Origin of the sequence: Desulfofundulus luciae, assembly GCF_030813795.1 — a bacterium.
Lineage (GTDB): Bacteria > Bacillota > Desulfotomaculia > Desulfotomaculales > Desulfovirgulaceae > Desulfofundulus > Desulfofundulus luciae.
In genome coordinates, this window is record NZ_JAUSUX010000063.1 from 1 (window position 1) to 1,526 (window position 1,526).

Below are 1,526 nucleotides of genomic sequence, written 5' to 3' on the forward strand. Positions count from 1 at the left end.
TATTGGACGAGTTCGATCTTTACCTGCAAAAACAAGCCGGCCGTCCGGTTCACCCCGAACATGAAGCTATCAATCGTCAATACCAGGAAAAGAAAACCAGAGTTCGCTCCGCCCTGGCCGGGAAGTTCATCAGCACTTTTGGCGAAGCTGGCCGGATGTATCTGGAAGGGCTGCGCAACCACACAGGCGCAAACCTGTACTGGCATTTAGCAGAAATTCTGCGCTATCAAAACATATATGCCACTGAAGACATTGCGGCAGCCATAAAAGAATGCCTGAATATTGGCTCTTATCACAAAAACAGTATTAAAAGGCTGCTGGAGAAGAATGAAATTGCCCCGCTTTCTCTGGATTATGACCCGGCAAGTCTTAATCTGCCGCCGGTGGAAATCAAACGTGACCTTTCCTGTTATGCCCTGGATGAAAGCGAGGCGGCAATTTCATGAGCAATAAGCTGACCAGTTACCTGGAAAGCCAGATGCAGGCATTAAAACTCAAAGGAATGCTTGCTCACTACCGGGAGATTACAGAAAAGGCGTCTCAAAACAACCTGTCTTATACAGAATACCTCTCCCTGCTCTTCGAAGAGGAATTGAAAAGGAAAAACGAGGGAACAGTCAAGACTAAAATTAACAAGGCCCGCTTTCCATTCATCAAAACACTGGAGGAATTTGACTTTGGCTTTCAGCCGTCATTGCGAGAAAAAGAAATCATCGCCTTAAGTTCTTTGGAATTTATTGAGAAAAAAGAAAACGTGATTTTCTTAGGCCCGCCTGGAGTCGGTAAGACCCACCTGTCAGTAGCCCTGGGCATTAAGGCATGCATGGCCAAATATCGGGTGGTTTTTATTACTGCCCAGAAGCTGCTGGAAGAATTAATGCTCAGCGCCAGGGACGGCAGCCTGGCGGACAAGCTGCTGGGCTATTCCCGGCTTAACCTTTTGATCATAGATGAGCTTGGCTATATGCCCGTGAGCAAAGAGCAGGCCAACCTTCTCTTCCGTCTGGTCTCCATGCGCTATGAGAAGGGGAGTATTATCTTAACCACCAACTATAACTTTAACGAATGGGGGGAGATATTTTCCGACCAGGTGGTGGCGGCGGCCATAATTGACCGGCTTGTCCATCACGCCCGGATATTCTATATCAACGGGACAAGCTACAGGCTTAAAGGCAAGCTAAAAGCAGCAAACAACCGTTAAAATGGTAAGCCCATAACCTCCTCATGCTCTTTTGAGCTTGAGCTGAGCTCCCCTTTGAAATGCGAAAATTTTGCCTGCCTTGACAGGTGGAAGCAGCCGGTACAATGGATTGGAGCGAGGCGGTTCCTTACCCCCATCATGCTCCCCATCGCCGTCGCCTCGCCCGTGTATTCCTGCACCGGCTGATGCCGGTTCCTGTCAAGGCCGAGCGAAGCGAGCCAGGCAAAATTTTCGTCTCATCAGGGGGATCAATGCTGGTTATTTTTGTTCTCCAGTGGGTCAATTTTATTTGCACAAAGTGGGTCAATTCTATTGACAATCAACA

At 48.2% G+C, this 1,526-nt stretch carries 2 protein-coding genes and 1 pseudogene; all 3 read left to right on the plus strand.

What is annotated here, in order from left to right:
- Positions 1-446, plus strand: a pseudogene (locus tag J2Z49_RS14695) (IS21 family transposase); the annotation flags it as partial.
- Positions 443-1,201 carry an IS21-like element helper ATPase IstB gene (gene istB / locus J2Z49_RS14700; RefSeq protein WP_307403938.1) on the plus strand — a complete coding sequence of 253 codons (759 nt, stop codon included), beginning with the start codon at positions 443-445 and terminating at the stop codon, positions 1,199-1,201. The pseudogene J2Z49_RS14695 and the gene istB, both read left to right, overlap by 4 nt.
- A gap of 86 nt (positions 1,202-1,287) precedes the next feature.
- Positions 1,288-1,526: hypothetical protein (locus J2Z49_RS14705; protein ID WP_307403940.1), on the plus strand; the 239-nt coding region annotated here is incomplete at its 3' end.

What these genes read in the sequence shown, in the direction of transcription:
- istB (WP_307403938.1), top strand. Translation starts at nt 443, where the DNA reads ATGAGCAATAAGCTGACCAGTTACCTGGAAAGCCAGATGCAGGCATTA.